Source organism: Burkholderia sp. BCC1988, from assembly GCF_905339895.1.
Lineage (GTDB): Bacteria > Pseudomonadota > Gammaproteobacteria > Burkholderiales > Burkholderiaceae > Burkholderia.
This window is the reverse complement of sequence record NZ_CAJPHA010000018.1, coordinates 29,936-56,101: the sequence shown is the minus strand read 5'-3', so window position 1 is coordinate 56,101 and position 26,166 is coordinate 29,936. Positions and strand designations below refer to the sequence as shown.

At 67.8% G+C, this 26,166-nt stretch carries 26 protein-coding genes; 17 read left to right on the top strand and 9 right to left on the bottom strand.

Annotated features, from left to right (window positions below; all coding sequences use genetic code 11):
* Positions 1–40: 40 nt before the first annotated feature.
* The 3 genes from U4012_RS24465 to mnmC form a co-directional block, all read right to left on the bottom strand.
* Entirely contained in the window at positions 41–1,156 is a 1,116-nt protein-coding gene (locus U4012_RS24465) for a YbdK family carboxylate-amine ligase (protein WP_006490006.1), read from the bottom strand.
* 14 nt (positions 1,157–1,170) lie between these two features.
* Positions 1,171–2,385 carry a cation:proton antiporter gene (locus U4012_RS24460; protein ID WP_044845215.1) on the bottom strand — a complete coding sequence of 405 codons (1,215 nt, stop codon included), beginning with the start codon at positions 2,383–2,385 and terminating at the stop codon, positions 1,171–1,173.
* A gap of 675 nt (positions 2,386–3,060) precedes the next feature.
* Positions 3,061–5,022, bottom strand: a complete 1,962-nt coding sequence (gene mnmC / locus U4012_RS24455) for a bifunctional tRNA (5-methylaminomethyl-2-thiouridine)(34)-methyltransferase MnmD/FAD-dependent 5-carboxymethylaminomethyl-2-thiouridine(34) oxidoreductase MnmC (RefSeq protein ID WP_124571499.1) — start codon at positions 5,020–5,022, stop codon at positions 3,061–3,063.
* Positions 5,023–5,036: 14 nt separating this feature from the next.
* On the opposite strand from mnmC, the gene U4012_RS24450 reads away from it, so the two are divergent.
* Complete coding sequence (locus U4012_RS24450; RefSeq protein WP_321802025.1) at positions 5,037–5,399, top strand: hypothetical protein; 363 nt, start codon at positions 5,037–5,039, stop codon at positions 5,397–5,399.
* Between the two features lie 13 nt (positions 5,400–5,412).
* Positions 5,413–5,691 carry an HU family DNA-binding protein gene (locus tag U4012_RS24445; protein WP_006401505.1) on the top strand — a complete coding sequence of 93 codons (279 nt, stop codon included), beginning with the start codon at positions 5,413–5,415 and terminating at the stop codon, positions 5,689–5,691.
* Between the two features lie 134 nt (positions 5,692–5,825).
* Here U4012_RS24445 and U4012_RS24440 read toward each other — a convergent pair whose 3' ends face one another.
* Together U4012_RS24440 and U4012_RS24435 are read right to left on the bottom strand one after the other, a co-directional pair.
* Positions 5,826–7,139: a GTP-binding protein gene (locus U4012_RS24440; protein WP_044845213.1), complete on the bottom strand. Its 1,314-nt coding sequence runs from the start codon at positions 7,137–7,139 to the stop codon at positions 5,826–5,828.
* A gap of 172 nt (positions 7,140–7,311) precedes the next feature.
* The gene (locus U4012_RS24435; RefSeq protein WP_044845212.1) at positions 7,312–7,761 is read right to left on the bottom strand and encodes a lytic transglycosylase domain-containing protein; all 450 of its coding nucleotides are present in this window, start codon (positions 7,759–7,761) and stop codon (positions 7,312–7,314) included.
* A 368-nt stretch (positions 7,762–8,129) separates the two neighbouring features.
* Between U4012_RS24435 and gspD the strand changes: the two genes are divergently transcribed.
* Genes gspD through gspF form a run of 3 tightly spaced genes read left to right on the top strand, consistent with a single transcriptional unit; the run spans position 8,130 to position 13,190 of the window.
* Complete coding sequence (gspD, locus tag U4012_RS24430; RefSeq protein WP_044845211.1) at positions 8,130–10,472, top strand: type II secretion system secretin GspD; 2,343 nt, start codon at positions 8,130–8,132, stop codon at positions 10,470–10,472.
* Entirely contained in the window at positions 10,469–11,968 is a 1,500-nt protein-coding gene (gene gspE / locus U4012_RS24425; protein ID WP_321802024.1) for a type II secretion system ATPase GspE, read from the top strand. Before gspD ends, gspE begins: the two co-directional genes overlap by 4 nt.
* 4 nt (positions 11,969–11,972) lie before the next feature.
* Positions 11,973–13,190 carry a type II secretion system inner membrane protein GspF gene (gspF, locus tag U4012_RS24420; RefSeq protein ID WP_321802023.1) on the top strand — a complete coding sequence of 406 codons (1,218 nt, stop codon included), beginning with the start codon at positions 11,973–11,975 and terminating at the stop codon, positions 13,188–13,190.
* 30 nt (positions 13,191–13,220) lie between these two features.
* Here gspF and U4012_RS24415 read toward each other — a convergent pair whose 3' ends face one another.
* Positions 13,221–13,631 carry a hypothetical protein gene (locus U4012_RS24415; RefSeq protein ID WP_044845208.1) on the bottom strand — a complete coding sequence of 137 codons (411 nt, stop codon included), beginning with the start codon at positions 13,629–13,631 and terminating at the stop codon, positions 13,221–13,223.
* 177 nt (positions 13,632–13,808) lie between these two features.
* On the opposite strand from U4012_RS24415, the gene gspG reads away from it, so the two are divergent.
* From gspG to U4012_RS24375, 8 genes are read left to right on the top strand one after another with little or no spacing between them, the layout of a single operon-like run.
* A complete protein-coding gene (gspG, locus tag U4012_RS24410) occupies positions 13,809–14,261 on the top strand; it encodes a type II secretion system major pseudopilin GspG (protein WP_027783126.1) in 453 nt (150 codons plus the stop codon).
* 42 nt (positions 14,262–14,303) lie between these two features.
* The gene (locus U4012_RS24405) at positions 14,304–14,852 is read left to right on the top strand and encodes a GspH/FimT family pseudopilin (RefSeq protein WP_321802022.1); all 549 of its coding nucleotides are present in this window, start codon (positions 14,304–14,306) and stop codon (positions 14,850–14,852) included.
* Positions 14,849–15,334, top strand: a complete 486-nt coding sequence (gspI, locus tag U4012_RS24400) for a type II secretion system minor pseudopilin GspI (RefSeq protein ID WP_409364462.1) — start codon at positions 14,849–14,851, stop codon at positions 15,332–15,334. The genes U4012_RS24405 and gspI overlap by 4 nt, the downstream gene beginning before the upstream one ends.
* Entirely contained in the window at positions 15,312–16,016 is a 705-nt protein-coding gene (locus U4012_RS24395; RefSeq protein WP_124486801.1) for a type II secretion system protein J, read from the top strand. Before gspI ends, U4012_RS24395 begins: the two co-directional genes overlap by 23 nt.
* A gap of 2 nt (positions 16,017–16,018) precedes the next feature.
* On the top strand, positions 16,019–17,131 hold the full coding sequence (gene gspK / locus U4012_RS24390; protein WP_321802021.1) for a type II secretion system minor pseudopilin GspK: 1,113 nt from the start codon (positions 16,019–16,021) through the stop codon (positions 17,129–17,131).
* A 24-nt stretch (positions 17,132–17,155) separates the two neighbouring features.
* Positions 17,156–18,529 carry a type II secretion system protein GspL gene (gene gspL, locus U4012_RS24385; RefSeq protein WP_321802020.1) on the top strand — a complete coding sequence of 458 codons (1,374 nt, stop codon included), beginning with the start codon at positions 17,156–17,158 and terminating at the stop codon, positions 18,527–18,529.
* On the top strand, positions 18,526–19,032 hold the full coding sequence (gene gspM / locus U4012_RS24380) for a type II secretion system protein GspM (protein WP_044845246.1): 507 nt from the start codon (positions 18,526–18,528) through the stop codon (positions 19,030–19,032). Before gspL ends, gspM begins: the two co-directional genes overlap by 4 nt.
* A gap of 31 nt (positions 19,033–19,063) precedes the next feature.
* Complete coding sequence (locus U4012_RS24375; RefSeq protein ID WP_044845203.1) at positions 19,064–19,852, top strand: type II secretion system protein N; 789 nt, start codon at positions 19,064–19,066, stop codon at positions 19,850–19,852.
* Between the two features lie 25 nt (positions 19,853–19,877).
* Here the strand turns inward: U4012_RS24375 and U4012_RS24370 are convergent, their stop codons facing one another.
* Together U4012_RS24370 and U4012_RS24365 are read right to left on the bottom strand one after the other, a co-directional pair.
* The gene (locus tag U4012_RS24370) at positions 19,878–21,425 is read right to left on the bottom strand and encodes an efflux transporter outer membrane subunit (RefSeq protein WP_321802019.1); all 1,548 of its coding nucleotides are present in this window, start codon (positions 21,423–21,425) and stop codon (positions 19,878–19,880) included.
* 273 nt (positions 21,426–21,698) lie between these two features.
* Complete coding sequence (locus tag U4012_RS24365) at positions 21,699–21,983, bottom strand: multidrug ABC transporter ATPase (RefSeq protein ID WP_321802018.1); 285 nt, start codon at positions 21,981–21,983, stop codon at positions 21,699–21,701.
* 175 nt (positions 21,984–22,158) lie between these two features.
* Here U4012_RS24365 and U4012_RS24360 point away from each other — a divergent pair, with 175 nt between their 5' ends.
* The 4 genes from U4012_RS24360 (at position 22,159) to U4012_RS24345 (ending at position 25,123) form a co-directional block, all read left to right on the top strand.
* Positions 22,159–22,647: a MarR family winged helix-turn-helix transcriptional regulator gene (locus U4012_RS24360; RefSeq protein WP_124486795.1), complete on the top strand. Its 489-nt coding sequence runs from the start codon at positions 22,159–22,161 to the stop codon at positions 22,645–22,647.
* A gap of 175 nt (positions 22,648–22,822) precedes the next feature.
* Entirely contained in the window at positions 22,823–24,385 is a 1,563-nt protein-coding gene (locus U4012_RS24355) for a DHA2 family efflux MFS transporter permease subunit (protein ID WP_257775093.1), read from the top strand.
* A gap of 106 nt (positions 24,386–24,491) precedes the next feature.
* On the top strand, positions 24,492–24,740 hold the full coding sequence (locus U4012_RS24350; protein WP_044845198.1) for a type II toxin-antitoxin system Phd/YefM family antitoxin: 249 nt from the start codon (positions 24,492–24,494) through the stop codon (positions 24,738–24,740).
* A complete protein-coding gene (locus tag U4012_RS24345) occupies positions 24,737–25,123 on the top strand; it encodes a type II toxin-antitoxin system VapC family toxin (RefSeq protein WP_321802017.1) in 387 nt (128 codons plus the stop codon). Before U4012_RS24350 ends, U4012_RS24345 begins: the two co-directional genes overlap by 4 nt.
* A 21-nt stretch (positions 25,124–25,144) precedes the next feature.
* Here U4012_RS24345 and U4012_RS24340 read toward each other — a convergent pair whose 3' ends face one another.
* Positions 25,145–26,071, bottom strand: a complete 927-nt coding sequence (locus tag U4012_RS24340; RefSeq protein WP_044845196.1) for a LysR family transcriptional regulator — start codon at positions 26,069–26,071, stop codon at positions 25,145–25,147.
* Positions 26,072–26,166: the final 95 nt, after the last annotated feature.

Below are 26,166 nucleotides of genomic sequence, written 5' to 3'. Positions count from 1 at the left end.
ATCGCCGCGCGGTCGAGCCTGTAATCTGCAAAACATTTTTTCATTCACGCCAGCGCAGGCACTGCTGGCGGACCGTCTCGTTCAGCGATTTTTCCTGTTTGAAAACGGTTCTCAACCACGATGCGTCATTCACGCGCGCCTTCGCGAGCGCACCGATCTCGTCGAGTGCCGCGCGCGAGCCGAGCGCGGCCGCATGCGGCGCGATCCTATCGAGCGTGTCGAGGATGTCTTCCGCGATCGTGCGACGCTCACCTGTCTGAGGATTGACGCAGGTGCCCTCGAGCCCGAAGCGGCAGGCTTCGAAACGGTTGAATGTGTAGACGAGATAGTCGTCCTCCGACAGCTTCAGCGGCCGGTCGGTCAGCAGGTAGCGCGCGAGCGTCTGGATGTAGCACGCGATCGCGGCCGCGCGGTCGACCGACAGCGGCGTGTCCATCACGCGCACCTCGATCGTGCCGTAGCCGGGCTTCGGCCGGATGTCCCAGTAAAAGTCCTTCATCGAGTTGACGACGCCCGTGTTGACCATCTTCGTGAAGTACTCCTCGAAGCTGTCCCAGGTCAGCACGAACGGCGCGCGGCCCGACAGCGGGAACGCGAACACCGAATTCAGGCGCGCCGAATGGAAGCCGGTGTCGACGTTCTGCACGAACGGCGACGACGCGGACAGCGCGATGAAGTGCGGAATGAAGCGCGACATCGAGTGCAGCAGGAACAGCGCGCTGTCCGGATCGGGACAGCCGATGTGCACGTGCTGGCCGAACACGGTGAACTGCTTCGCGAGATAGCCGTACAGCTCGGAGATGTACTGGAAGCGCGGCGCGTCGTAGATCTGCCGGTCGCTCCATTGCTGGAACGCGTGCGTGCCGCCGCCGGCGAGCCCGACGTTGAGCTGGTCGGCCGCCTTCACGAGCACGTCGCGGATCGCGTGCAGCTCGGAGACCGCCTGCTCGTGCGAATGGCAGATGCCGGTCGACAGCTCGATCATGCTCTCGGTGATTTCCGGCGTGATGTTGCCGGGGAAGGTCTCGCCCTGGATCAGGCGCATCAGGTCGGATGCAGCCTTGGTGAGGTCGTAGTTGTGCGTGTTGACGACCTGGATCTCCAGTTCGACGCCGAACGTGAACGGTTCGGAATTGACGAAGGTTTCGAGTGCCATGGCAGGTTCCGGAATCAGTTTCTGTCGCTGCGTTCGCTGACCGCCGACAGGCAGCGGTAGACGACGAACGGGCTGACGAGCTGCAGGATCACGATCGTGCACATCACGATCGCGCGCAGGTGCGGGTCGAAATTCGGATAGAGCTGGTAGGTGTCGTCGACGAGCAGGTACGACAGCGCGGACATCGGTGTCAGCGCGATGCCGAGCGCGACGCCCTGCTTCATCCCGAGCCCGCTCGGCTTCGCGAACGCGACGACGCCGGCGAGCTTGGCGGCGAGCCGCGTGACGATCAGCGCGATCGCGAGCAGGCCGCCGAGCGCGATGTCGCCCCACGTGAACGACGTGAGCGTCAGCACGAACAGGATCACCGTCAGCAGCCAGCCGGCCGTGCCGAAATGCTCGGGCCACAGCTGCGGCCGCGCTTCGAGGTTCTTCACGATGATGCCGGCGAGCAGCAGCGTGAGCAGTGTCGACAGCTTCAGCGCCTGCGCGACCGCGATCGCGAGCATCACGAGCCCGAACAGCGCGACGAACGAATGCTCGTCACGCATCGTCGCGGTCATGTGACGGAACAGGTAATTGCACGCCCGCGCGACCAGGTACGCGACGATGAACGAACCGGCGATCAGGTAGGCGGGTTGCAGGATCGTCGCGAAAACGTTCCCGTACGCTTCCTGGTGGAGCCAGCTCGTGACGAGCTTGGTCAGCACGATTGCGTACACGCTGTTCAGCGCGGTCAGCGTGATGAGGCGCTGCGACACCTGCCCTTCCGCGCGCAGCTCGGTCTTGAGCTGGATCACCATCGACGGCGACGTCGCGATCGCGATCGCCGACAGCACGAGCGCGACCATGCCCGACACGCCGAGCGCGAGCATCACGAACAGCACGAGCACGAACGTCAGCGTCGCCTCGGCCAGGCTCGACGCAATGAGCCACGGATTGCGGCGGATCCATTTCAGGTCGAGGCGGCTGCCGAGCTCGAACAGCAGCAGGCCGAGCGCGACGTCGATCAGCAGCCGCGAGGTTTCGTCGGTGCTCGCGTCGATCACGCCGAATCCGAACGAACCGGCGATGAGACCGATCACCGCATACCCGGTGATGCGCGGCAGCCGCCATGCGCGATAGCACAGCTCGCCACACAGACCGGCCGCGAACAACGCGAGCCCGGCCCAGAACACGGCATCCGGCGCGAGCGGCCAATTGGGCAGGAATGAGAACGCCGACTTCATCGTGGTGACTTCTCCTTTGGAAGCAATCGCCAGCGGCGCGGGGTCAAGCGTCAGAAATGAGATGCGCGCCGGCTGGGTATCGCCCCGAGTGTGAATGTTGTGGTCGACGACGGCGGGACATGGGATCCGCCTCTTTCCGCCATCCGGCGGAACTGTCGTTCAGGCTGCCGATCTGGATTGTCGGCCTGGTGTGTGAACGGACTGCGCAGTCTCGATGATTCAGATTCGAAATCGAGCCGACCGTTCCATTGAAGCATGTCCGGCGCTTGGCCGAACGAACGCGAAGGAAACCGATTGTGCCACAGCTTTTTCGCTCCGGAACCGATTGAATCGACTCGCGGCGCTGTGAGGCGCCACAGGTCTTTGGTTTCAATGGTTTACTTGTATATATACGTAGTAGAAGTTAACAAGGCGCTCACAGTTCTGTGGATAACTTCGGTTTACGCAACAAGATCAAGGCGTTGGCGCGGCCATAAGTCGTTGCACAGGCTGTTTGCTCACAGAGGTTTGAGTTGGGCAACTTTCGGGCCGTTTCACAGCTGTGCCGAGTTGCCCAGTTTACGTCCACTGTGATTGCACACGAAGTGCGTGCGGATTCCGCGCGGTTATCCACAGCGTCGCGTGGATAACCTTGCGCGAAAAAATCGAAGGACTGTGAGGATTCGGCTGACGAGATCAGCCGATCTGGCGGCCGCGCAGCGCGCGGATCAGGAACCGGGCCGGGTCGACGGCATCGGCGAGTTCGCGCTCGAGCGGCAGCGGCTCGCCTTCCAGTTGCGACGCGATCAGTTCCGCGCCGAGCGCGGCCCACACGAGGCCGCGGGAACCGTAGCCGAATGCGCCGTACAGGCCAGCGGTGCGCGGCAGGTCGCGCGCCCTCGCACCGCTCAGCGCGCGTGCGTTCGCGACGGCCTGCGCTTCGTCGGCGAGCGGGCCGATCACCGGCACGCGATCGGCGACGACCCAGCGAAACGCGACGCGCCCGCGCAGCGTATCGACGTCCGGCAACTCGCCGATCAGGCCGGGCAGCAGATGCCGGACGCGCTCGATATTTTCGATATGCCCGGCGCCGCGCATCGCCGGATCGAGGTCGTCGGGTTCGAACGTCGCGCCGATCAGCAGCGTGCCGTCGTCGAGCGGTACCGCATAGCCGTCGCCGATCGCGGGGCACGGCAGCGGTGCCGTGCTGCCGGGCGGCAGCAGCGTGAGCTGGCCGCGCACCGGCTGCAGCGCGACGTGCCGCAGGCCCGCGAGACGCACGGCGTCGCCGGCGTTCGCGAGCACGACGACCGGCGCCTCGGCGAGCGTCGCGCCTGCCGCGTCGACGGCGCGCCACGTGTCGCCATCGCGCTCGAGTCGCGCGACTTCGGTGCCGGCGAGCAGTGTCACGCGTTCACCGGCCGCCGCGACTTGTGCGGCGCAGACCCCGGCCGGCCAGACGGCGCCGCCGTGCGGAAACAGCAGGCCGCCATGTGCGACCGGCAGGTTCAGATGCGCGCGCGCGGCGTCCGTGTCGAGCAGCGACACGTAGTCGGACGGTGCGCCGAGCGCGTCGAACGCATCGCGCATCCGCACGAAATCGTCGGCCGATTCCGCGAGATGGATCATTCCGCGCGTGCTGCGCGCGAACGCATGGCCCGCATGCTCGAGCGCGCGCCAGCGCGTCAGTGCATGCAGGAAACCGCTGCGCGTGAGGCGGCTCGCGACGTTGTCGTCGCGCGTCATCAGTGGATGGAATACGCCGGCCGGATTGCCCGATGCGTCGCTCGCGATCCGCGCGTGCCGCTCGATCAGCGTGACGTTCCAGCCGCGCGCGGCGAGCCGTTCGACGACCGCGCAGCCGGCCAGCCCCGCGCCGATCACGATCGCGTCGCGCGCGGCAACCGGCAACGCGCGCGGCGGTTCGTGCCGGCGCATCCGCCAGCGCGGTGCGTATTCGCCCGCGAGCATCGCGAACTTGCCGGCCAGGCCGGCCATCTTGCGATACGTGAAACCCGCTTCGAGGAGCGCTTGTTTCACCACGCCCGCGCTCGAATAGGTCGCAAAGGTCGCCTTCTCGGCGGCGATACGTGCGAGCGCGCGGAACACGTCGGCCGACCAGAGATCCGGGTTTTTCGCGGGCGCGAAACCGTCCAGATAGAACGCATCGGCGCGGGCGACCAGTTTCGGCAGCATCTCGCACGCGTCGCCCAGCGCGAGCGTGAGCACGACCCGGCCAGCGTCGAATTCGAGGCGATGAAAACCGGGAACGAGCATCGGCCACGCATCGGCGAGCATTTCTGCTTCCGTCGATATCGTTGTGTTAGCAACCATATGGGACAGTGCCCGGCGCAGGTCATCGCGCGAAAACGGATGCTTCTCGAACGACACGAAATGCAGCCGTTCGCAGCGCGCGGGATCGTCGCGCCAGGCGGCCCAGGTCGCGAGGAAGTTGACGCCCGCGCCGAACCCCGTCTCGACGATCGTGAACGTGCGCCGGCCTTGCCAGCGCCCGGGCAGCGCGTTGCCCGCGATGAACACGTAGTTCGCCTGCGCGAGCGCGCCCGCGACGTTGTGATAGATGTCGCCGTACGCGGGCGAGATGAGGGTGCCGTCGTCGCGGAACGCGAGCGTGGCGGGAACGAGTCGGTCGGGCATGCGAAACAAAAAACGTGGCAGCCAAGCCTGGCAAGGGATTGCGCGGAGGCGTCCGGCGGGTCGTTGGCAAAAACCAACGGCGTTGCGCGGCGGCGGACCCGGCTGCGTATCCCGTCCAGTTGGCGCAGGTCAAAAAACGGGCAATCGACGATTCATTCGGCGAAATACCGATGAAAATCTTTGAAACCCTTGTCGTTATTGGGTTTGCGCTGCGCTATCATAGCAACGCCGTACCGCGGGGTGGCCTTCCGGCAAACCGGACGGCACGTCGCGCGGGCCAGGATTCGGCGCTGTGCCGTCGAAGTCTGACTCTCGACGGCACGGTTCGCGCACGTATAATCGGCGCGTTCGCGCTGTTCGTGTCAAACCTAACCTGAAAAAGGAACCTTAATGAACAAACAGGAACTGATCGACGCCGTCGCCGCCCAAACGGGCGCCAGCAAGGCTCAAACCGGCGAAACGCTGGACACGCTGCTCGAAGTCATCAAGAAGGCCGTGTCGAAGGGTGATGCGGTTCAGCTGATCGGCTTCGGCAGCTTCGGTTCGGGCAAGCGCGCAGCACGTACGGGCCGCAACCCGAAGACCGGCGAAACCATCAAGATCCCGGCAGCCAAGACGGTCAAGTTCACGGCTGGCAAGGCGTTCAAGGACGCCGTCAACAAGCGTTAATCCAGCGCCTGTTCCAGGAAAAAAACCCGCCTTTCGGCGGGTTTTTTGTTGGGCGCGCGCGGCATTTTTGCCACAGTTCGCGCCACTCTTGCAAGATTTAACGGTTGTCTTTCGCAGGCCGTTTTTACCGCGTATTACGCGTGCACGATCTGCGTGTCGCCGGGATCGTCGTCGTCGTGCGCATCGACATCCCACACCGGAAACGGATCGTCGAACGCGCTCCATTGCGCCGCACCGAGCGCGAATTCCGCATCGGTGAGCAGGCATGCGTCGAGTTTCGCGCGCCATGCGTCGGCATCGAGCGCGATGCCGATCAGCACCAGTTCCTGACGGCGATCGCCGACCGAGCGGTCGTCGAGGTCGCCCTGCCACTCCGTGCGAATTTCGGCGAGCAACTCGTCGTCGTCCGGCCATTCCGCGCGATCCTGCGCGGCCCACCAGAGGCCCGCCGGACCATGCCGGCACACGCCGCCCGCCTGCGACAGCGAGCCCGCGATGTCGTTGCGCGTCGCGAGCCAGAAGAAGCCCTTGCTGCGCAGCACGCCCGGCCACTCCTGATGCAGCAGCGCCCAGAGCCGTGCCGGATGAAACGGCCGGCGCGCGCGGTAAACAAAATTGCCGATGCCGAATTCGTCGGCTTCGCCATGCACGTGCGCATGATGCGGATCGTGGCACTCGGGATCGTCGCAATGCGTGTGATCGTGATCGAGCGACGCGAGCCAGCCCGGCGCGTTCGCGGCCTCGTCGAAATCGAAGCGGCCGGTGTTCAGCACTTCCTCGAGCGGCACGTTGCCGAACGTCGACACGACCTGGTGCGCGCGCGGGTTGAGCCGCGCGAGGATGTGCTGCAGACGCGCGAGTTCTTCCGCGCCGACGAGGTCGGTCTTGTTGATCACGAGCACGTCGCAGAACTCGATCTGCTCGATCAGCAACTCGACGAGTGTGCGATCGTCTTCGTCCGATGCGGCGATGCCGCGCGTCGCGAGCGCGTCGTCGGAGCCGTAGTCGCGCAGGAAATTGTAGGCGTCGACCACGGTGACAAGCGTGTCGAGCCGCGCGACGTTCGACAGCGATGCGCCGTCGTCGTCGACGAACGTGAAGGTTTCGGCGATCGGCATCGGCTCCGCGATGCCGGTCGATTCGATTACGATCGCGTCGAAGCGGCCATCCGCCGCGAGATTGCGGATCTCGACGAGCAGGTCGTCGCGCAGCGTGCAGCAGATGCAGCCGTTCGACATCTCGACCAGGCGTTCCTCGACATGCGACAGCGCCTGCGCATCGCGTACGAGCGACGCGTCGATGTTGACCGCCGCGAGATCGTTGACGATCACGGCGACTTTCAGGCCCGCGCGGTTCGCGAGGATGTGATTGAGCAGCGTGGTCTTGCCGGCGCCGAGGAAACCGGACAGCACGGTGACGGGCAACGGCTGGTTCATTGCCGGATTCATAACGATTTGCACCAACGGAAAAGAGGGAAAAGCGGCCGCGGCGTCCTGACGGGGCGCGATCGGCCCGGAGCCGGTCGCCCGGGCCGGTCGAAACCGCGGCGTGAGATCCGCATTGTGCATCAAACGCGCGCCGGCCGAGCGGCACGGCGTCGGCAAGCGCCGCGGCGCGGCGTCACTGCTCGGGCGGCATCAGCTTCCACTGCGTCAGGATCCCGGCGATCTGCCGCGCATACTTGTCGCGCAGCGACGGCGTTTCCGAATGATAGGCGCCGACGGCCTGCCATGTGTTGCCGTAGCGATTCATCTTCTGGCGCAGGTGCCAAGCGGCGATGTAGACGTTCTTGCACGGCTGCATCAGCGTGTCGCGGCCGATGCCGTAGCGCGACAGCGCCGGCAGGTGGATCGAATTGATCTGCATCAGGCCGTAGTCGACCGAGCCGTTCGTATTCTTGTTCAGCGCGTCGGGCCGGTTGTGCGACTCCTGCCACGCGATCGCGCGCAGGATCAGCGGATTGACCTTCTGGTAGCGGGCGGCCTCGTCGAAACAATCCGCGCGTGCGCTTCCGCAGGCGAACCACACGCCGGCGGCGATCAACGCGATCGAAGCGAACCGTCTGTTCATGGTGCGGAAAACGAAAGAAATGGGCGCAAGGATCGGGAAAACCCGTGTCCGTTATTCGTGCGACTGGAAACGTGCCGCCCGTATCATACCGAGAGTCCGTCACGTGGCGACATGCGAACGACGGCTGCCCGTTTATACCGCATTTTCGTGTCGATTCATCGCAAAAACGACGGCGATGGACGGCGTGCCGGGGCGGCGCCGAAATCTTACATATTGCATACGGTGCGCCGGATACATGTCGTATGTGAGACAGTCCTCGGCTCAATGTGATATTCCGGACATGAAAAGCTGCTAATGTCGCCTCTTTCGGACCTGGATCCCAGCACTACCGCCGGAAGTGGCCTGAGCCGGCATCGACCCATTCATCCATGACAAGAAATCGCTTCGTTATGCGGCGCATCGCGACGACCCTGATCGTCGCCGGCATCATCGTCTCGCAGGCCGCCTACGCTCAGGTCACGCTCAATTTCGTGAATGCGGACATCGACCAGGTCGCCAAGGCGATCGGTGCCGCAACCGGCAAGACCATCATCGTCGACCCCCGCGTGAAGGGGCAGCTCAATCTCGTGGCTGAACGTCCGGTGCCGGAAGACCAGGCGCTGAAGACGCTGCAGTCGGCGCTGCGCATGCAGGGCTTCGCGCTCGTGCAGGATCACGGGGTGCTGAAGGTCGTGCCGGAAGCCGACGCGAAGCTGCAGGGCGTGCCGACCTATGTCGGCAATGCGCCGCAGGCGCGCGGCGACCAGGTCATCACGCAGGTGTTCGAGCTGCGCAACGAATCGGCGAACAACCTGCTGCCGGTGCTGCGGCCGCTGATCTCGCCGAACAACACGGTCACCGCCTACCCGGCGAACAACACGATCGTCGTCACCGACTACGCGGACAACGTGCGCCGCATCGCGCAGATCATCTCGGGCGTCGACAGCGCCGCGGGCGCGCAGGTCCAGGTCGTGCCGCTGCGCAATGCGAACGCGATCGACCTCGCCGCGCAGCTGCAGAAGATGCTCGACCCGGGCGCGATCGGCAACAGCGACGCGACGCTGAAGGTGTCGGTCACGGCCGACCCGCGCACCAACTCGCTGATGCTGCGCGCGTCGAGCGCGTCGCGCCTCGCGGCCGCGAAGCGCCTCGTGCAGCAGCTCGACGCGCCGAGCGCGGTGCCCGGCAACATGCACGTCGTGCCGCTGCGCAACGCCGACGCGGTGAAGCTCGCGAAGACGCTGCGCGGGATGCTCGGCAAGAGCAGCGGCGACAGCGGTTCGTCGGCGTCGTCCAACGACGCGAACAGCTTCAACCAGGGCGGCGGCTCGTCGCAGAGCGGCAACTTCTCGACCGGCACGTCGGGCACCCCGCCGCTGCCGTCGGGCGGCTTGGGCGGTTCGTCTTCTTCGTCGGCCTACGGCGGCAGCGGTTCGTCCGGCGGCGGCCTCGGCACGGGCGGCCTGCTCGGCGGCGACAAGGAAAAGGGCGACGACAACCAGCCGGGCGGGATGATCCAGGCCGACTCGGCGACCAACTCGCTGATCATCACCGCGTCCGACCCGGTCTACCGCAACCTGCGCTCGGTGATCGACCAGCTCGACGCACGGCGCGCGCAGGTCTATATCGAAGCGCTGATCGTCGAGCTGAACTCGACGACGCAGGGCAACCTCGGCATCCAGTGGCAGGTGGCGAGCGGCCAGTTTCTCGGCGGCACGAACCTGAACCCCGGGCTGGGCCTCGGCAACAGCATCATCAACCTGACGGCCGGCGGTGTGGCCAACGCGGCCGGCGGGATCACCGGAGGCGGGCTGGCCTCCAACCTCGGGCAGTTGTCCCAGGGGCTCAACATCGGCTGGCTGCACAACATGTTCGGCGTGCAGGGGCTCGGCGCGCTGCTGCAATACTTTGCGGGCGTGAGCGACGCGAACGTGCTGTCGACGCCGAACCTGATCACGCTCGACAACGAGGAAGCGAAGATCGTGGTCGGCCAGAACGTGCCGATCGCAACCGGTTCGTATTCGAACCTGACGAGCGGCACGACGAGCAACGCGTTCAACACCTACGACCGTCGCGACGTCGGCCTGACGCTGCACGTGAAGCCGCAGATCACCGACGGCGGGATCCTGAAGCTGCAGCTCTATACAGAGGATTCGGCGGTCGTCGCCGGCACGACCAGCGCGCAGACCGGCCCGACCTTCACGAAACGGTCGATCCAGTCGACGATCCTGGCCGACAACGGCGAGATCATCGTGCTCGGCGGCTTGATGCAGGACAACTATCAGGTATCGAACAGCAAGGTCCCGCTGCTCGGCGACATTCCGTGGATCGGCCAGCTGTTCCGTTCGGAATCGAAGGTGCGTGCGAAAACCAACCTGATGGTGTTCCTGCGCCCCGTGATCATTTCCGATCGCGGCACCGCGCAGGAAGTCACGGCCAACCGCTACGACTACATCCAGGGCGTGACGGGCGCGTACAAGTCGGACAACAACGTGATCCGCGACAAGGACGATCCGATCGTCCCGCCGATGCCGCTCGGCCCGAGCCAGGGCGGCACGCCGGCCGGGAACCTGTTCGATCTCGACAAGATGCGCCGTCAGCAGCTGCAACGCCAGGTGGCGCCGGTGCCGGCCCAGCCGCTGCCGGAGGCAACGCCCGCGCAGCCGCGGAGCGTACCGCAGCAGGCCGTGCCGCAACAGCCGCTGACCGCCACGCCGGGAGCTTCGCAGTGAGCGACGTGCGCGCGTCCTCCGCTCACGACGGCACGCCCGGCGAACGGCAGCCGCCGTCGCCGCTCGCCGCGCGCCTGTTGCCGTACGGCTTCGCGAAGAGCGGCCAGGTGCTGATCGCGCACCAGCTCGACGACACGCTCGAGGTGTGGATCAGCGAACGCACGAACGATGCGGCGCTCGCCGAAATCGCGCGCAACTTCGGCTCGATCTCCGTGCATCGCGTGCCGGCCGACGAGCTCGCGCAGGCGATCAACCAGGCCTACGCGCGCCAGGACGGCAGCGCGGCGCAGATCGTCGGCGAGGTCGAAGGCGAAGTCGACCTGTCGCGGCTGATGCAGGACATCCCCGAAGTCGAGGATCTGCTCGAATCGGAAGACGATGCGCCGATCATCCGGATGATCAACGCGCTGCTCACGCAAGCGGCGCGCGAACAGGCATCGGACATTCACATCGAGCCGTTCGAGAATGCCTCGGTCGTGCGGTTCCGCGTCGACGGCACGCTGCGCGACGTCGTGCGCCCGAAGAAGGCGCTGCACGGCGCGCTGATCTCGCGGATCAAGATCATGGCGCAGCTCGACATCGCCGAGAAACGCCTGCCGCAGGACGGCCGCATCACGCTGCGCGTCGGCGGCCGGCCGGTCGACGTGCGCGTGTCGACGCTGCCGACCGGGCACGGCGAGCGTGCGGTGCTGCGTCTGCTGGAAAAGGATGCGCAGCGCCTGAACCTCGAAGCGCTCGGGATGGGCCGCGACACGCTCGTCCAGTTCGACAAGCTGATCGGCCGCCCGCACGGCATCGTGCTGGTGACGGGCCCGACCGGTTCGGGCAAGACGACGACGCTGTATGCGTCGATGTCGCGGCTCGAAACGGCGACGACCAACATCATGACCGTCGAGGATCCGATCGAATACGACCTGTCCGGCATCGGCCAGACGCAGGTGAACGAGCGGATCGGGATGACCTTCGCCCGCGCGCTGCGTTCGATCCTGCGCCAGGACCCGGACGTGATCATGATCGGCGAAATCCGCGACCTCGAAACCGCGCAGATCGCGGTGCAGGCGTCGCTCACGGGCCACCTCGTGCTCGCGACGCTGCACACCAACGATGCGGCGTCCGCCGTCACGCGCCTGACCGACATGGGCGTCGAGCCGTACCTGCTCGCGTCGTCGCTGCTCGGCGTGCTCGCGCAGCGCCTGGTGCGGCAGCTCTGCCCGGCCTGCAAGGAAGAGCGGCAGGAGGAAGGCCGCACCGTGTGGCATCCGGTCGGCTGCGACAAGTGCGGGCATTCGGGCTACACGGGCCGGCGCGGCGTATACGAACTGCTGGTGGTCGACGATTCGATCCGTACGCTGATCCACCGCAACGCGGCCGATGCGGAGATTCTCGCCGCGGGCCGCGCGGAAGGGATGCGCACGCTGCGCGACGACGCCGAGCGCTGGCTCGCGGCCGGTGCGACGTCGCTCGAGGAAGTGCTGCGCGTGACGGGAGGCGCATAGCGCGATGTCGGCATTCCGTTTCGAAGCAATCGATTCGGCCGGGCGCGCGCAGAAGGGCGTGATCGATGCCGACAGCGCGCGCGCCGCGCGCGGCCAGCTGCGCACGCAGGGGCTCACGCCGCTGGTGGTCGAGCCGGCCGCCAGCGCGAGCCGCGGCGCGCGCTCGCAGCGCCTCGCGTTCGGCCGCAAGCTGTCGCAGCGCGAGCAGGCGATCCTCACGCGCCAGCTCGCGAGCCTGCTGATCGCGGGGCTGCCGCTCGACGAGGCGCTCGGCGTGCTCACCGAGCAGGCCGAGCGCGACTATATCCGCGAACTGATGGCCTCGATCCGCGCGGAAGTGCTCGGCGGCCACTCGCTCGCGAATGCGCTGGGCCAGCATCCGCGCGATTTCCCCGAAATCTATCGCGCGCTCGTCGCGGCGGGCGAGCACACCGGCAAGCTCGGCATCGTGCTGTCGCGCCTCGCCGACTACATCGAACAGAGCAACGCGCTGAAGCAGAAGATCCTGCTCGCGTTCACGTATCCGGGGATCGTCACGCTGATCGCGTTCGGCATCGTCACGTTCCTGCTGAGCTACGTCGTGCCGCAGGTCGTCAACGTGTTCGCGAGCACGAAGCAGCAGTTGCCGATCCTCACGGTCGTGATGATGGCGCTGTCGGATTTCGTGCGGCACTGGTGGTGGGCGATCCTGATCGCGGCCGCGCTCGTCGTGTGGGTCGTGAAGGCGACGCTGTCGCGCGACGGGCCCAGGCTCGCGTTCGACCGCTGGGTGCTGACCGCGCCGCTCGCGGGCAAGCTCGTGCGCGGCTACAACACGGTGCGCTTCGCGAGCACGCTCGCCATCCTGACCGCGGCCGGCGTGCCGATCCTGCGCGCGCTGCAGGCGGCCGGCGAGACGCTGTCGAACCGCGCGATGCGCGCGAACATCGACGACGCGATCGTGCGCGTGCGCGAAGGCTCCGCGCTGTCGCGCGCGCTGAACAACGTGAAGACGTTTCCGCCGGTGCTCGTGCACCTGATCCGCTCCGGCGAGGCGACGGGCGACGTGACGACGATGCTGGATCGCGCGGCGGAAGGTGAGGCACGCGAGCTCGAACGCCGCACGATGTTCCTGACGAGCCTGCTTGAGCCGCTCTTGATCCTGGCGATGGGCGGGATCGTGCTCGTGATCGTGCTGGCCGTGATGCTGCCGATCATCGAGCTGAACAACATGGTGCAGTGACGGCCTGACCGCCGGTCAGGCCACCGCCGTTCAACGCATGTAGATCGCGGGCGACGGCGTGTTCGCGGGGAGCTGGACTTCGGCGCGCGCGCCGTTGCGGTCGACGATGATCGAGCGGTTGCGCACTTCGGCGAGCTTCGCGCCGGGCGCGAGCTCCGCGCCGAGCGACACGGCGCGCGGCGGCTCGCCGCCGATGCCGACGATCGCGGCGCCGCCATGATCGAGCGCGAGAATGCCGAACAGGTGGATGTCCTGCACGGGATTCTTGTCGAGCTGTCCGCCGAAGAGCGCGGCGGCGTCCTCGGTGCGGATCGGCAACCGCGCGGCGGCGGCGGGCAGCGGCGCTTCGCGGGCCGACAGCGTGACGACCCAGTAGGTGGCCGTCGCGCACAAACCCGCGAAGAGGGCTAGGGAGAGGATCCGGATCGAGAGCGCGTTCATGCGCGCTATTGTACGGATGTATATGAAATTTGCGTTGGGTGAAAGCCCTCGGCAGTGCGCGCCTTACAATGCGTGCTCCGCGCCCGGGGGAAACGGAAGCTGGCCGTCAGGCAAACGTCCGGAATGCGCCGGGTGCGTCACTTAATCGACGACATTTTTTGGAAGAGGTAGTCAGTCATGCAAACGTGGATCACTCGCCGTAATGCGGCCGTGCGCCGTCAGCGCGGTTTCACGCTGATCGAGATCATGGTGGTGGTCGCGATCCTCGGGATCCTGGCGGCACTGATCGTGCCGAAGATCATGAGCCGTCCCGACGAGGCGCGCCGTATCGCGGCGAAGCAGGACATCGGCACGATCATGCAGGCGCTCAAGCTGTACCGGCTCGACAACGGCCGCTATCCGACCCAGGAACAGGGCCTGAACGCGCTGATCCAGAAGCCGACCACCGATCCGATCCCGAACAACTGGAAGGACGGCGGCTATCTCGAGCGCCTGCCGAACGATCCGTGGGGCAACGGGTACAAGTACCTGAACCCGGGCGTGCACGGCGAGATCGACGTGTTCAGCTACGGCGCCGACGGCAAGGAAGGCGGCGAGAGCAACGATTCCGACATCGGTTCGTGGCAGTAAGCCTGCGCTGACCGTCCCGACGTTCTCCCCGTTCTTCACTCCATGCCCGCCCCTCGCACGCCCTTGCGCTCCGCTCGCGCTCGCCGCGATGCCCGCGACGGCCGCGTGCGGCGCGGCGCGGCCGTGACCGTGGCACGTGCACGCGCACGCGGCTTCACGCTGCTCGAGATGCTGGTCGTGCTCGTAATCGCGGGCCTGCTGGTGTCGCTCGCGTCGCTGTCGCTGACGCGCAATCCGCGCACCGACCTGCGCGAGGAAGCGCAGCGCATCGCGCTGCTGTTCGAGACGGCCGGCGACGAAGCACAGGTGCGCGCGCGCCCGATCGCGTGGCAGCCGACCGCGCACGGTTTCCGCTTCGACGTGAGCTCGCCCGACGGCTGGCACACGCTGCGCGACGACGTGCTGCGCCCGCGCGACTGGGACGGCGGCGTCACGGGCGCCGATATCGACTATCCCGGGGCCGACACGCGCGCGAGCCGCGTCGTGTTCGGCACGGAAAGCATCGACATGCCGGTGCGCGTGACGCTGCATTCGGCGGTCGGCAGCGCGACGATCGTCGGCACCGGCAACGGCCGCTACGAGGTGCAATGACGATGCGTCGTCGCCTGCCCTTTCCGGCCGCTTCCCGCCCCCCAAGGGGACTCCCTTCGGGGCACCCCGGGCGTACTTCCTCCGGAGACCGGCCTGCGGCCGGCCTCGTCGGGGCGCGCGGCTTCACGATGATCGAGGTGCTGGTCGCGCTCGCGATCATCGCGGTCGCGCTCGCCGCGTCGATCCGCGCGGTCGGCACGATGGCGACCAATGCATCCGATCTCCACCGCCGGCTGCTCGCCGGCTGGAGTGCCGACAACGCGCTCGCGCAACTGCGCCTCACGCATGCGTGGCCGGAGGTCGGCGAACAGAGCTTCGACTGTTCGCAGGGCAACCTGCAGCTGGTCTGCACGCAGCGCGTGAGCACGACGCCGAACCCGGTGTTCCGGCGCGTGCAGATGTCGGTGAGCATGCCGGGGCGCGCCGGCGTGCTCGCGCAAATGGTGACGGTGGTCGCGAATGAAACCAGCCGTCCGCTCTGACGCGCCGATGCCGCGCCGGCCCCTGCGCGCCGCCGGCTCGCGCCGCGTACGCGGCTTCACGCTGATCGAACTGATGATCGCGATCGCGATCCTCGCGGTGGTCGCGATCCTGTCGTGGCGCGGGCTCGACCAGATCATGCGCGGCCGCGACAAGGTCGCGGCCGCGATGGAAGACGAGCGCGTGTTCGCGCAGATGTTCGACCAGATGCGCATCGACGCGCGGCTCGCCGCGACCGACGACGAAGCCGGCCAGCCGGCGATCGGCGTCGCGGGCAACACGCTGCAGATCGTCCGCGAACTCGACGTGCCGGGCGCCGCGCCGCGGCTGCAGGTGGTCCGCTACCGGATCGCCGGCGGGCGCGTCGTGCGCTATGCATCGCCGCCGCTCGACGACGCGAACCGCCTGCGCGACGTGCTGAAGGACAGCAGCGTCGACGGCTGGAGCTGGGTCGCGCTGATGGGCGGCGTCGGTGCGATCGACGCGAAGCTGTACGTGCCGCGCGTCGGCTGGACCACCAACCTGCAGACGGCCAACGACGCGCTCGCGCAGAACAACGATGCGTTGAAGGTGCCGCAGATCGGCAACGCGCCGCCGGCGCGGGCGGTGACGGGGCTGCAGGTGAGCATCGGCGCGACGTCGCTGCGCGTGCCCGTCACGCGCATCTTCCTCGTCGGGGAATGACGATGCGCGCGCGCCCTCACCGTACCCGGTTCGCCGCGCGTGGCGCCGCACGCGCCCGCCGCGAGCGCGGCGCGGCGATCATCACCGCGCTGCTCGTCGTCGCGCTGTCGGCGATCCTCGTGTCGGGGATGCTGTGGCGCCAGCAGGTGCAGATTCGCCGCATCGAGAACCAGCGCGTGATCGCGCAGGCGCAGTGGGTCGCGCGCGGCGCGCTCGACTGGACGCGCATGATCCTGCGCTCCGAGGGCGACACGGCGCCCGGCATCACCTATCTCGGCGGGATCTGGGCCGTGCCGATCGCGAAGACGAAGCTGTCGGATTTCCTCGGCCGGATCGGCGCGCCGAACGACAACGGCGGCGAAGATACCTACATCTCCGGATCGATCGAGGACGCGCAGGCGAAGTACAACCTGCGCAACCTCGTGTCGTCGCCGGCGCCCGGCGTGCTGCAGCTCAACGCGATGCAGCTCAAGGCGTTCCAGCGGCTGCTGACGACGCTCGGTTACGACGGCGCGCTCGCGAAGCGGATCGCGCTGCAGATGCGCGCGGGCCTGATGCACTCGGCGACGCGTTTCCAGACGCCGACGCTGCCCGGCGCCGGAACGGCCGCGACCGCGCCGGTGCCCGGCGGCGACACGGCCGGCAACTTCACCGACGAGCCGGGGATGTCCGACGGCGATCGCGGGCCCGCGCCGCTCGTGATGACCGGCGTCGACAGCCTGCTCGACGTCGACGGCGTCACGCCCGAAATGGTCGCGCGGCTGCGCCCGTTCGTCACCGTGCTGCCGACCACGACGCCGGTGAACATGAACACCGCGCCGGCCGAGGTGATCGCGGCGCTGATGCCGGGGATGAGCGTGTCGTCCGCGCAGGCGCTCGTAGCGCGGCGCGAGACCGTGTTTTTCCGCAACGTCGGCGACGTGCAGCTCGCGCTGCGCGGCGCCGGCGCGCCGAACGTGACGATCGACTCGAGCCTCGTCGACGTCAATTCGAGTTACTTCATCGTGCATGGCCGGATTCAGCACGATCGCGCGGAGGTCGATCGCACCTCGCTCGTGTATCGTGATCCGACCACGCACTCGACGCGGGTCGTGCGCATCCGCGACCAGCTATAACGACGCCATCCGGGAGAGGAGCTCTTGAGCACGCTGATTGTTTCTTTGCCGCCGCGCGAGCCGGCCGTGCCGTTGCAGGAATGGCAGTGGCCCGAGCTGCCGTTCACGCTCGTGGACAAGGCCGGCCAGGTGCAGCGCGCGGGCCGCGCCGCGCTCGCGCTGCTGCCGCGCGCGAACGCGACGGTGCTGATCATCGCCGCGCGCGACGTGCTGCTGCTGGCCGCGACCGTGCCACCGCTCAAGGGGCCGAAGCTGCGCCAGGCGCTGCCGAACATCGTCGAGGATCAGCTGATCCAGGATCCGCTCGGCTGCCATATCGCGCTCGATCCGGTCGCGCTGCCCGACGGCCGCCGCGTGCTGGCCGTCGTCGACCGCGCGTGGTTCCGCGCGATCTGTGATGCCTTCACCGCGGCCGGCCACCGGCACCTGAGCGCGGTGCCCGCGACGCGCTGCCTGCCCGCACCGCGCGCGCCGGCGGCGGAAGCTGCACCGGATGCGCATACCGACGGTGAGGCCACCCAAGCCGACGCGCTCACGGATGCGGTCGAGCCGCCTGCGCGCCCGACCGCGGTCGCCGCGGTGCTCGGCCTCACGACGGCGATCGAGCCGGTGCTCGTGGAAGCCGGCGCGCAGCCGGCCGCGGCCGGTGCGCCGCGTCTCGAGTTCGCTGTCGCGCGCGGCGCGCTCGGCGAAGGGTTCGCGGCGCCTGCGTCGCGCGCGGCCGGCACGCTCGCCGCGCTCGCGGGCGGCGGCGACGTCGAACTGTACGAACTCGGCGAACCGGGCGCGGAGCCGCGCCTCGCGTCGGTCGGACGCGCCGACGGCCCGCTGCTGCCGGGCGCGCAACCGCTGCCGTTCGATGCGTTCGCGCGGCGTGCGCTGACCGAGCGCTTCGATCTGTGCCAGTTCGAATTCGAATCGCAGCCGTGGCGCTTCGACCGCGCGACGCTGAAGCGCCTGCGCGTGCCGATCGCACTCGCCGCTGCTACGCTCGGCGTCGCGGTGATCGGGATGAACCTGCACTGGTGGAAGCTGTCGCGCGAGCGCGACGCGCTGTCCGCGCAGATCACCGAGACGCTGCTGTCGGCCTTCCCCAAGACGACGACGGTGCTCGATCCGCCCGCGCAGATGCAGCGTCAGCTCGACCAGCTGCGCCTCGCGGCGGGCGAGCTGTCGCCGAACGATTTCCTCGCGCTGTCGAGCGGGCTGTCGCGTTCGATGGGCGCGCTGCCGCTGAACGGTATCGCGTCGCTCGATTATCACGACCGGCGGCTCGACGTCGGCTTCAAGCCGGAGGTCAAGGTCGACCCCGATTTCCCGCAGCGTCTCGCGCGCAACGGGCTGACCGGCGAAGTCGACAGCAGCACCGGCAAATGGACGATCCGGAGCCGCTCATGAAGACGGAACAACTGACCCAGGCGCTGGCCCAGTTCTGGGGCGAGCGCACACCGCGCGAGCGGACGCTGCTCGGCTGGGGCGGCGCCGTGCTGGCCGTCGCGATCGCGTATTCGGTACTGTGGTCGCCCGCGGAGGAAGGCCGCGCGCGGATCCGGCGCGCGCTGCCGACGATGCGCCAGGAGCTCGCGCAGATGACCGCGCAGGCCAACGAGGCGAAGTCGTTGACGGCCGCCGCGCAAGGCGTCGCGCCGACCGGTCTTGCGCTGAAGGACGCGCTCACCGCGTCGCTGTCCGATCACGGGCTGCAGGGCGCGCAGGTGCAGGTCGTCGGCAACGGCGTGCAGATCCAGATGAAGAACGCCTCGTTTCCGGTGTGGACGCAGTGGCTCGACGACGCGCGCCGGCAGTTCAAGGTGCAGGTCGGCGAAGCGCACGTGACCGGACTGAAGGAAGACGGCCAGGTCGACCTGACGGCCGTGATGCAACCCTCGACGCAGAAATGACGCAGTGGATGAAACCAGCGACGGTCGGCCGATGAGGCCAGGGATCAGGCGGCTCGTCGCCGCATTGCCGTGGGTGGTGGCGGGTGGGTTCGCGACGGCGCTGACGCTCGTCGCGCTCGCGCCGGCCGCGTGGATCGCGCCGCAGTTCGCGCGCGCGAGCGGCGGCCACGTGAATCTCGTCGATCCGGACGGATCGCTGTGGCACGGCTCGGGCACGCTGATGCTCGCACCGGGCGCGGACCAGAGCGCGGCAACGCTGCTGCCGGGGCGGGTCGAATGGACCACGGGCTTCTGGCCGCTCCTGACCGGGCGCGTGCGGATGCGCATGCGGCAGACCGAGGCGATGCCCGACGCCGTCACGCTCGACGCGACGTGGCGCGGCGCCGTGCTGTCGGCGGGCACGATGGCCGTGCCCGCGTCGCTGCTTGCCGGGCTCGGCACGCCGTTCAACACGCTCGACCTGCAGGGCGACGTGCGGCTCGGCTGGACCGACTGGCGGATGATCGGCAACAGCGCGTTCGGCCAGCTGACGGTGACGATCGATTCGATGAGTTCGCGCGTGTCGCGCGTGAAGCCGCTCGGGTCGTATCGCGCAGTGCTGCAGGCGAAGGGCTCGGGCGCCGATCTCGACCTGTCGACGACGCAGGGCCCGCTGTTCCTCGACGGACACGGCAGCTTCGGTCCCGGCCAGGGTTCGTTTCGCGGCACCGCGCATGCGGCGCCCGAGCAGCAGGCGAACCTCGCGGGGCTGCTGAACCTGCTCGGCCATCCGATCGGCAACAACGAAGTGTCGCTGATCTTCGGCGACGCGACGCGCTGACGCGCGCCACCCTCTCCTTTCCGTCTTACTTCTGCGCGAGCGGCACGGCGGCCGACGGTGCGGTCGCGGCCGGCGCCGCCGCACCGGATGCCGGCGCCGGTGCCGTCATGTCGCCCGTTTCGCGCGCGAGGTCCGACGCATCCCAGCCGCCGCCGAGCGCCTTCACGAGCCCGACCGACGACACCATCCGCTGGCCGGCGATCGTCGCGAGCTTCTGCTGCGCGGTGAACGCGGTGGTCTGCGCGGTCAGCACGTTCAGGTAGGCGACCGTGCCGGCCTTGTACTGGTTCGTGACGATCGCGAGCGCGTGCTGGGCGCTGTCGACGGCCTGCCGCTGCACGTCGACTTCCTGCGCGAGGATGCGCTGCGACGCGAGGTTGTCCTCGACGTCCTGGAACGCGGTGAGCACCGCGAGGCGGTACGCGGCGACGTCCTGGTCGTAGGTCGCGCGCGCGGCATCCGTTTGCGCGGCGCGCAGGCCGGCGTCGAACAGCGTCGCCGCGAGCTGCGGGCCGACCGTCCAGAACCGCGCGGGCAGCGTGAACAGTTGCGACCACACCGAGCTCTGGAAGCCGCCGGTGGCCGACAGGGTGAGTGTCGGGAAGAACGCGGCGATCGCGACGCCGATCTGCTCGTTCGCGGCCGCCGCGCGGCGCTCGGCCGCCGCGATGTCGGGCCGGCGCTCGAGCAGCGCGGACGGCACGTCGACCGGCGTGATCGGCGGCTCCGCCGCGAGCGGGTTCGGCGCCAGCGAGAACGTCGATGCCGGTTCGCCGATCAGTGTCGCGATCGCATGCTCGTACTGCGCGCGCGCGACGCCGTTGTCGATCGACGCGGCCTGCGCGCTCTGCAGCTGCGTCTGCGCCTGGATCACGTCCGCGCGCGCGGCGACGCCCTGCGCGTACTGGTTCTGCGTGAGCTTCAGCGATTCGCCGTACGACTTCACGGTGTCGTCGAGCAGCTTCTGCAGCGCGTCGGACGTGCGCAGCTGGAAGTAGGTCTGCGCGAGCAGCGCCTGCTGCGAGAGCCGCGCGTTCGCGAGATCGGCCGCGGCGGCCGCTTCGCCGGCGCGCTGCGCGCTGACGGTGCGGCTCACCTTGCCCCACAGGTCGGGTTCCCAGCTCGCGTCGAGGCCGACGCTGTAGCTGTTGCTGATCGACGAACTGCTGCCGAAGCTCGACGAAGACGACGTACGCCCCGTCCGGGAGCGCGAGCCCGATGCGGTCAGCCCGACGGTCGGGAAGTACGCGGCACGCGCTTCGGCGACGAGCGCGCGGGCCTGCCGGTACGCGGCGGCCGATTGCGCGATGGTCTGGTTCGATGCGTTGAGCTTGCCGACCAGTGCGTCGAGCTGCGGGTCGTGGTAGACGCTCCACCACGGGCCGCGGTCGGTCCGGTCGGCGGGCTGCGCGACTTTCCAGCCGGCCGGCGCTTCCTTGAAGGCGGCGGGGATCGACGTGTCGGGCCGGTGATAGTCGGGCCCGACGGCGCAGCCGGCGAGCAGCACGGCCGTCGCGACGGCGACGGCGGCGCTCAGCGGGCGAAGGGCGCGCGGGAGGGGAGCGTACGGCATGGTGGTTTTCCTGTCGGGATGCTGCGGCCGGCGAGCGGCGTCGCGCGATGCGGTCGTCGTGCCGCTGGCGGACAAATGGTAACTGACGGCGGGAAAGCCGCGCAGCCCTAAGGGTACGGTGCGCGGCGACACGAATGTGTTACCGGCGCGGCCGGCCGGTTTACCGGTCATTACGGATCGCTTGCGCTCGAGGCAGGCGACGAATGCGGCGCAGGCGACGCCGGGACGCGGGGTGCGGCCGGCATTCGGTCGGGATGACGGGAGCGGGCGGTGTCAGTGGCAGCGCGCGGGCAGAGGGACGGGATCGGCGGCGGACCGCCATGTCGACGGCTCCGTGGCCGCCGGCCGGCTCGTGCGGCGGGCGGCGCCCTTCGCGTTGCGCTGCCGGCGGTGATCGAACCAGGCAAACCCGAGCGCCGCGAGCGACCCGCCCGGCACCACCAGCATCGTCACGTACAGCGCGATCTTCCAGCCGCGGTGCGGCCCGGAGAACACATGATGAGCGGTATCGGTCAGGTTGCGGCGCAGCGCGCCGGCGGCATTTTTCAGGAACAGCATTGCGAACATCCTCGGGTGCCCGGCAGCGCGGGCTGAGCGGTCAGAACATCGTCTCCGGCAGTGCGGCATGCACGTCGTAACTGGTTGCCTGAAATAATATTGACTAAGCAATCATTTTTCAAGATACTGGGCGCGTTTTGACCTGAAACGCACTGTTGCTGCGCGCGCAATTCGCATGAACGGCGGCCTCTACGATCCCGACACCATTGCACTGGAAACGAGCCTCGGTTATTACCTGACCAAGGCCCGGCAGGCGCTCGTCGAGAGAATGGACCGCGCACTCGAGCCGTACGACCTCACCGCGCAGCAGATCGGCGTGATCCTGCTGCTGTCGCGCGGTTATGCGCGCACGCCGTTCGAGCTGTCGCGCAAGATGTCGTACGACAGCGGTTCGATGACCCGGATGCTCGACCGCCTCGAGCGCAAGGGCCTGGTCGCGCGCTCGCGCAGCGAACAGGACCGCCGCGTGATCGAGCTGACGCTGACCGAGCGCGGCGCCGACGCGGCCCGCGCGCTGCCGTCGCTGATCGCGACCGCGTTGAACGCGCAGCTCGCCGGTTTCTCGGCCGACGAACTTGCGCTGCTCACCGGCCTGCTGCAGCGGTTCATCGCCAACGGGCCCGGCGACGCCGGCTGCCCGAAGCCCGACGAACCGGATTGCTGAGCGCGGGAGGCCCGATGTCTAGGTTAAGCATTCGCTTATTTCTCTGTCTGGGCAGAAGATGACGAGGCACGTGCTCCATCTCTCCCCTCACCCGTTCCACCCGTCCGGGCCGCGCGATAGGGTGCGCCCGTGTGTTGTGCCGGCGCGCTGCGCGCGCCGCGTCTAGGAGATTCCGATGTCCGCCACCACGGCATCTGCCGCGCCACCTGCCGCCCAACCCGCGCCGCTCACCGGCGGCGCGCTCGCGCTCCTCACCGTCGGGCTCGCGCTCGGCACCTTCATGGAAGTGCTCGACACGTCGATCGCGAACGTCGCGGTGCCGACCATCTCGGGCAGCCTCGGCGTCGCGACGAGCGAAGGCACGTGGGTGATCTCGTCGTATTCGGTCGCGTCCGCGATCGCGGTGCCGCTGACCGGCTGGCTCGCACGGCGGGTCGGCGAGGTGCGCCTGTTCACGCTGTCGGTGCTCGCGTTCACGATCGCGTCGGCGCTGTGCGGCCTCGCGGAGAACTTCGAGACGCTGATCGCGTTCCGGCTGCTGCAGGGCCTCGTGTCCGGGCCGATGGTGCCGCTGTCGCAGACGATCCTGATGCGCAGCTATCCGCCCGCGAAGCGCGGGCTCGCGCTCGGGCTATGGGCGATGACGGTGATCGTCGCGCCGATCTTCGGCCCGTTGCTGGGCGGCTGGATCAGCGACAACTACACGTGGCCGTGGATCTTCTATATCAACCTGCCGATCGGCATCTTCTCCGCGGCCTGCGCATACTTCCTGCTGCGCGGCCGCGAGACGAAGACGACGAAGCAGCGGATCGACGCGATCGGCCTCGCGCTGCTCGTGATCGGCGTGTCGTGCCTGCAGATGATGCTGGACCTCGGCAAGGACCGCGACTGGTTCAACTCGAGCTTCATCGTCGCGCTCGCGCTGATCGCGGTCGTGTCGATCGCGTTCATGCTCGTGTGGGAGGCGACCGAGAAGGAACCGGTGGTCGACCTGTCGCTGTTCAAGGACCGCAACTTCGCGCTCGGCGCGCTGATCATCTCGTTCGGCTTCATGGCGTTCTTCGGCTCGGTCGTGATCTTCCCGCTGTGGCTGCAGACGGTGATGGGCTACACGGCCGGCAAGGCCGGCCTCGCGACCGCGCCGGTCGGGCTGCTCGCGCTGGTGCTGTCGCCGCTGATCGGGCGCAACATGCACCGGCTCGACCTGCGGATGGTCGCGAGCTTCGCGTTCATCGTGTTCGCGGGTGTATCGGTCTGGAATTCGACGTTTACGCTCGACGTGCCGTTCAACCACGTGATCCTGCCGCGGCTCGTGCAGGGGATCGGCGTCGCCTGCTTCTTCGTGCCGATGACGACGATCACGCTGTCGAGCATCTCCGACGAGCGGCTTGCGAGCGCGTCCGGGCTGTCGAACTTCCTGCGCACGCTGTCCGGCGCGATCGGCACCGCGGCCAGCTCGACGTTCTGGGAGAACGATGCGATCTATCACCACGCGCGGCTGTCGGAATCGGTGAGCATCTACGCGCAGAGCACGACCGACTACCAGGGCGCGCTCGCACAGCTCGGGATCGTCGGGCAGACGGCCAACGCGCAGCTCAACCAGCTCGTCACGCAGCAGGGCTTCATGATGGCGACCAACGACTTCTTCCATCTGTCGGCGGGCGTGTTCATCGCGCTCGCGGCGCTCGTGTGGATCACGAAGCCGAGGAAAGGCGCGGGGCCGGCGATGGGGCATTGAACGCGGAGGCTGGACCGTTTTCGCTGCACCTTGTTCGTCTTGCAAGCCCCTTCCGTTCGGACTAAGCTAAGTAAATTACTGAACTTAGTTCACATGGGATGAGGTAATGCAGACCTACAACATGCATGACGCGAAGACGAATCTATCGCGTTTGATTGACGAAGCCGTCCACGCGGGCGAACCGTTCGTGATTGCGAAAGCCGGCAAGCCGCTCGTCAAGGTGGTGCCGATCAATGCGCCTGAAGCCGTTCCCCCGGCTCGGATCGGCTTCATGAAGGGACAGATTCAGGTTCCCGACGATTTCGACACGATGGGTGACGAGGCCATTCGGAGGCTGTTCGAGGGCGACGCGTGAAAGTCCTGCTCGACACCCATCTGCTCCTTTGGGCGGCGGCCGACGCTGCGGAACTACCGAGCAGCGCCCGGTCGATCATTCAGGATCCGGCTCATACCCTGCTTTTCAGTGTCGTGAGTCTCTGGGAAATCGTGATCAAGCGCGGACTGGATCGGGACGATTTCCAGGTCGATCCCCATCTGCTCCGTCGCAACCTGCTCGATGTCGGCTACGTGGAATTGCCGATCACGAGCGCGCACGTTCTCTGCGTCGAGCAGTTGCCGGCGGTCCATCGCGATCCGTTCGATCGGCTGTTGATCGCGCAGGCAATTTCGGAAGGTGTATCGCTGCTCACGCACGACCACACCGTTGCGCGGTACGCGGGCCCGATTCAGCACGTCTGAATTCTGCCCGCGCCGCGCGCCTCACTCCCGCGCCCGCAACCCGCCGAAGGCCAGATCGTCGCCCGACGCGATCGGCAGCGTCGCCCGCGCGACGTCGAGCCACGCCCGCGCCGCGTGCGACAGGTAACCCTTCTTCAGCCAGCCGAGCGCGATCGCCCAGGTGATCTCCGGCTCGACGATCGGCCGGCACGTGAACTGCCGCGCATCGAGCCGCCGGCAATACGGCTCCGGCAACAGCGCGATGCCGACGCCCGCGTGCACCAGCGCGGCCATGAAATCCCAATGACCGCTGCGGCTCACGATCGACGGCGTGAAGCCGGCCTGCCGGCACGCGTCGAGCACCGCGTCGTGCAGCGCGAGGCTTTCCGCGTAGAACACGAACGACTCGCGCGCCAGATCGGCGAGCGGCACGGCCGTGTGATCCTCCCAGCGCGACTCGCGCGGTGCGACCAGCCACAGCGGCGCGCGCACCATCGGCAGTCGCTCGAACGTGGCCGGATCGACCGGCTCCAGCAGCCCGCCGAGCTCGAGCTCGCCCGACATCAGCGCGGCCTCGATCATCCGCGCGCCCTGCTCGAACAGCTTCAGCTCGATGTTCGGATAACGCTGCTTGTACGCGGCGATGATCGGCGTGAACAGCGACCCGCCGAGCGGCGGAATGCCGATCGTCAGCTCGCCGCGCCCGAGCGTGCCCAGATCCTTCAGCTCCGACTGCAGCTGCGCCTGCGCGGCGAGCACGTCCTGGCCTCGCTGGAACACGATCCGCCCCGCGTCGGTCAGCACCATCTGCCGGCCGTCGCGCAGCAACAGCGGCGAGCCGATCTCGTCCTCGAGCGCCTTCACCATCTTGCTGATGGTCGGCTGCGTGACGAACAACCGGTCGGCGGCCGCCGTGAAGCTCTGCTGACGGACCACCTCGACGAAGTACCGCAGCGCGCGCAATTCCATCGATGACTCCCCAAGTTGGTGCAACGAACCAAGCTGAATTCCGAATTGGAATGACAAGGATAGAGACAAGTCATTTTATTTATGGTTAGGGGAAA

Bases quoted from the DNA above. Each gene is read 5' to 3' on its own strand.
- U4012_RS24465 (WP_006490006.1), bottom strand. From the start codon at position 1,156: ATGGCACTCGAAACCTTCGTCAATTCCGAACCGTTCACGTTCGGCGTC.
- U4012_RS24460 (WP_044845215.1), bottom strand. From the start codon at position 2,385: ATGAAGTCGGCGTTCTCATTCCTGCCCAATTGGCCGCTCGCGCCGGAT.
- mnmC (WP_124571499.1), bottom strand. From the start codon at position 5,022: ATGCCCGACCGACTCGTTCCCGCCACGCTCGCGTTCCGCGACGACGGC.
- U4012_RS24445 (WP_006401505.1), top strand. From the start codon at position 5,413: ATGAACAAACAGGAACTGATCGACGCCGTCGCCGCCCAAACGGGCGCC.
- U4012_RS24440 (WP_044845213.1), bottom strand. From the start codon at position 7,139: ATGAATCCGGCAATGAACCAGCCGTTGCCCGTCACCGTGCTGTCCGGT.
- U4012_RS24435 (WP_044845212.1), bottom strand. From the start codon at position 7,761: ATGAACAGACGGTTCGCTTCGATCGCGTTGATCGCCGCCGGCGTGTGG.
- gspD (WP_044845211.1), top strand. From the start codon at position 8,130: ATGACAAGAAATCGCTTCGTTATGCGGCGCATCGCGACGACCCTGATC.
- gspF (WP_321802023.1), top strand. From the start codon at position 11,973: ATGTCGGCATTCCGTTTCGAAGCAATCGATTCGGCCGGGCGCGCGCAG.
- U4012_RS24415 (WP_044845208.1), bottom strand. From the start codon at position 13,631: ATGAACGCGCTCTCGATCCGGATCCTCTCCCTAGCCCTCTTCGCGGGT.
- gspG (WP_027783126.1), top strand. From the start codon at position 13,809: ATGCAAACGTGGATCACTCGCCGTAATGCGGCCGTGCGCCGTCAGCGC.
- U4012_RS24405 (WP_321802022.1), top strand. From the start codon at position 14,304: ATGCCCGCCCCTCGCACGCCCTTGCGCTCCGCTCGCGCTCGCCGCGAT.
- gspI (WP_409364462.1), top strand. From the start codon at position 14,849: ATGACGATGCGTCGTCGCCTGCCCTTTCCGGCCGCTTCCCGCCCCCCA.
- U4012_RS24395 (WP_124486801.1), top strand. From the start codon at position 15,312: ATGAAACCAGCCGTCCGCTCTGACGCGCCGATGCCGCGCCGGCCCCTG.
- gspK (WP_321802021.1), top strand. From the start codon at position 16,019: ATGCGCGCGCGCCCTCACCGTACCCGGTTCGCCGCGCGTGGCGCCGCA.
- gspM (WP_044845246.1), top strand. From the start codon at position 18,526: ATGAAGACGGAACAACTGACCCAGGCGCTGGCCCAGTTCTGGGGCGAG.
- U4012_RS24375 (WP_044845203.1), top strand. From the start codon at position 19,064: ATGAGGCCAGGGATCAGGCGGCTCGTCGCCGCATTGCCGTGGGTGGTG.
- U4012_RS24370 (WP_321802019.1), bottom strand. From the start codon at position 21,425: ATGCCGTACGCTCCCCTCCCGCGCGCCCTTCGCCCGCTGAGCGCCGCC.
- U4012_RS24365 (WP_321802018.1), bottom strand. From the start codon at position 21,983: ATGCTGTTCCTGAAAAATGCCGCCGGCGCGCTGCGCCGCAACCTGACC.
- U4012_RS24360 (WP_124486795.1), top strand. From the start codon at position 22,159: ATGAACGGCGGCCTCTACGATCCCGACACCATTGCACTGGAAACGAGC.
- U4012_RS24355 (WP_257775093.1), top strand. From the start codon at position 22,823: ATGTCCGCCACCACGGCATCTGCCGCGCCACCTGCCGCCCAACCCGCG.
- U4012_RS24350 (WP_044845198.1), top strand. From the start codon at position 24,492: ATGCAGACCTACAACATGCATGACGCGAAGACGAATCTATCGCGTTTG.
- U4012_RS24340 (WP_044845196.1), bottom strand. From the start codon at position 26,071: ATGGAATTGCGCGCGCTGCGGTACTTCGTCGAGGTGGTCCGTCAGCAG.